The organism is Limnohabitans sp. (assembly GCF_044373035.1).
GTDB lineage: Bacteria > Pseudomonadota > Gammaproteobacteria > Burkholderiales > Burkholderiaceae_C > Limnohabitans_A.
This window is the reverse complement of sequence record NZ_JBILQU010000218.1, coordinates 1-2,687: the sequence shown is the minus strand read 5'-3', so window position 1 is coordinate 2,687 and position 2,687 is coordinate 1. Positions and strand designations below refer to the sequence as shown.

General features: G+C 62.8%; 4 protein-coding genes. 1 reads left to right on the top strand and 3 read right to left on the bottom strand.

The window, feature by feature from the left end; genetic code table 11:
* A partial coding sequence (locus ACIQ47_RS16135; protein ID WP_396439047.1) for a rhodanese-like domain-containing protein occupies nt 1-298 on the bottom strand: 298 nt, incomplete at its 3' end.
* Nucleotides 299-385: 87 nt separating this feature from the next.
* Between ACIQ47_RS16135 and ACIQ47_RS16130 the strand changes: the two genes are divergently transcribed.
* Nucleotides 386-1,264, top strand: a complete 879-nt coding sequence (locus ACIQ47_RS16130) for an energy transducer TonB (RefSeq protein ID WP_396439046.1) — start codon at nt 386-388, stop codon at nt 1,262-1,264.
* 61 nt (nt 1,265-1,325) lie between these two features.
* On the opposite strand, the gene ACIQ47_RS16125 is transcribed toward ACIQ47_RS16130, so the two are convergent.
* Complete coding sequence (locus tag ACIQ47_RS16125; RefSeq protein ID WP_396439045.1) at nt 1,326-1,649, bottom strand: DUF5368 family protein; 324 nt, start codon at nt 1,647-1,649, stop codon at nt 1,326-1,328.
* Nucleotides 1,650-1,677: 28 nt separating this feature from the next.
* Nucleotides 1,678-2,687 (bottom strand): NAD(P)/FAD-dependent oxidoreductase (locus tag ACIQ47_RS16120; RefSeq protein ID WP_396439044.1); only part of this gene is annotated, 1,010 nt, incomplete at its 5' end.

Below are 2,687 nucleotides of genomic sequence, written 5' to 3'. Positions count from 1 at the left end.
GTTTGTTTTTGGGAATGGTGTTGCGCTTGGCCAGCACTTGCCGCCAGTCCATGTTGATGGCGCCGGGAATGTGCCCCTTGGCAAATTGCGCCGGATCACGCGCATCGATCACCATGAACTTGGGCCATTCGTCTTTGGGAATTTGCTCGGCAAAAATCACGCCGCCGCCGTAGTCCACAAACTCCAGATAGGCCTCCATCTCGTCGGTGGCGATGGCCTTATTGTCGGCGTGGGCCGTTGGGGCCAGCAGCAAGCTGCCCGCGGTGGCTGCGGCAAAGGCGAGGGTGCGAAAGCGCATGGAGACTCCACTTCGTCAGGTAATATCAGTCAAAACGAATATTGTCGCTGAATGGCTGCAAGACCTCCAACAAAAACCTCGGCGCACATGTTCAGAGACAAAAATTTCACGGCGCTCTTGCTCACGCTGGCCTTGCACGCCGGCGTCTGGCTGTTGGTGAGCGATCACCCATTCAAATACGCCAGCCCAGCCGAAGAACCCCAAAGCGCTGAAAAAACAGCTGAAAAAATTGTCTTTTTGGAGCTGATCCCGCCACCGCGCCAGCCCCTGCCTGATCCAGCGCCCACCACCACGCCCACCACCACGCCCCCCACAACACCCATCACGGAGCCCCCGCCCGACACAGCGTTGGCGGCTCCAGCCCCACCGCCCTCACCCGATCGCCCCCGCGCCAGCCAAGCCGCGCCCCCTCCACCCACCGCCGAAGAATGGGCGTTTGCCGCCAATTACACGAACAAAAACAGCAAGGGCTACCGTTACAGCTGGGGCCAGCAGGTGCGCAGCATGATGGGCACCGCCGTCGAAGGCCCCGACCAGGGCCTGGTGCGCTTTCGCATCGAGATCGCGCCCGATGGCCGCTTGACGCAGCTGCAAACCTTGTGGACCACCTCGCCCGTGGCGGAACAACTTGCGCGCCAAGCCATCCAAAACATGCCGCCGCTGCCGCCCACCCCCACAGGCAAGCCGCTGATTTTTGACAAGACGATTTCGTTTTCACCCTTTGCCAACGACGGGCCGCCCCTGTACAGAGACGACTGCCTGCCCGAGCCGCCAGTGTTCCGCAACCCCTTTGCCTGGGACGGGAAATCGCCCCAAGTGGTGGCCGCGCCCACCCCGACCGCCCCACTCGACCCGCAAGCCCTGGCGGACTGCCTGCGTCAACTGCCCAAAGACAGCGTCGAAGCCGAAAGCGCCAGCGACCAGCGCCTGATGGACCAATGGGGCTCCAGCAAAACAGGGCGCTGAGCCACTCGCTGAACGGCACAGCGCACCCAGACGTCGTGCCGCTTGAGCGCCGAGGGAAGCTTCAGCGCTGGCGCATCGCCAGCACGGGCCACAGCAGCACCGCCGCCGCCACGCCCACACCAGCTGCCATGCCCAGCAAAGCGGCCCAGTCCACCCAATACCCCATGTCGGCCAGCGTGGACTTGGACAAGGACGGCAAAGCCAACACCGCCGCCAGCGCCACCAGCACAGCCACAGCCGCCAAGATGATAAGTTTGACCCGATTGAGCTTCTTGCGGTTGATCACCATCATGACCGCCCACATCGACACCAAAGGCGCCAGCGCGGGCAGCAGGCCCAAGGCCGTTTCGTAGGCGATGTTCATCGCCAGCCAGATTTCATACATGTGCGTCTCCTGATGTCTTGAGTGTGCTTCAAACCCGGCCCTTGAGCGTGGCCATGTAGGCGGGCTTGAGCAGGTGGTATTTCATCAACCAGGCAAAGTAACTGGCCTGCAGTGGCTCGATCATGGGAAGCGTTGGCGTGAGATTGCCCGCGTAGTCAAACTCGATCAGCATGGCCGAGCCCTCTTTCACGATCAGCGGGCACGAGGTGTAGCCATCAAACTTCTGGCCTGGTGCACGGCCCGCGATCACGTCCACCAAATGCTCGGCCACGATGGGTGCGCTCTTTTTGATGGTGGCTGCCGTCTTGCCACGCGGCGTGCCATTCACATCGCCCACACCAAACACATTGGGGTAGCGGCGGTGCTGCAAGGTGTCCTTGTCCACCTCCAGCCAGCCGCCTGCGGCAAAGGGGCCCTCTTTCCAGGCCAGGTCTGAATTCTTGACCGCATCGGGCGCGCGCATGGGCGGCACCACATGGATGAAGTCGTAAGGCACCTCGGTGCTCGCGCCTTCGGGCGAGACAAAACGCGCCCGCTGCGCCCCGATGTCGATGCCCTGCAGCTTTTGCGTGGTCTCGACGGCGATGCCCAAGTCGTTCCAGCGCGAGAGCACGTTGTCGTTCACCACCTTGACGCCAAACACATTGCCCAGCGCCGAGTAAAACGTCACCTTGGATTGGCCCAGCGTGCCCGACTGCGCCAAGCGGTCACGCAGCATGAAGGTCATCTTGAGGGGCGCACCCGCGCACTTGAGGGGCGTGGCGGGCAGCGTCAGCACCGCATTGCCGCCCTTGAGCCGAAACGCGTCCATGCTGGCCCAAGTGGCCTGCGCCGCTTCGGGGCTGGGGTAGACGCTGGTCAGGCCCTTTTGGCCAATCGCGTTCACATCCATGCCCTCGATCAGCGACCAATCCTGGTGCGTGCCCATGGCCACCACCAGGTAGTCGTACTGGACGCGCTGGCCCGAAGACGTGACCACCGTGCTGCTGACCGGGTCCAGCTCGCTGACCATGTCCTTGATCCAGTTGAGCTGCGGCG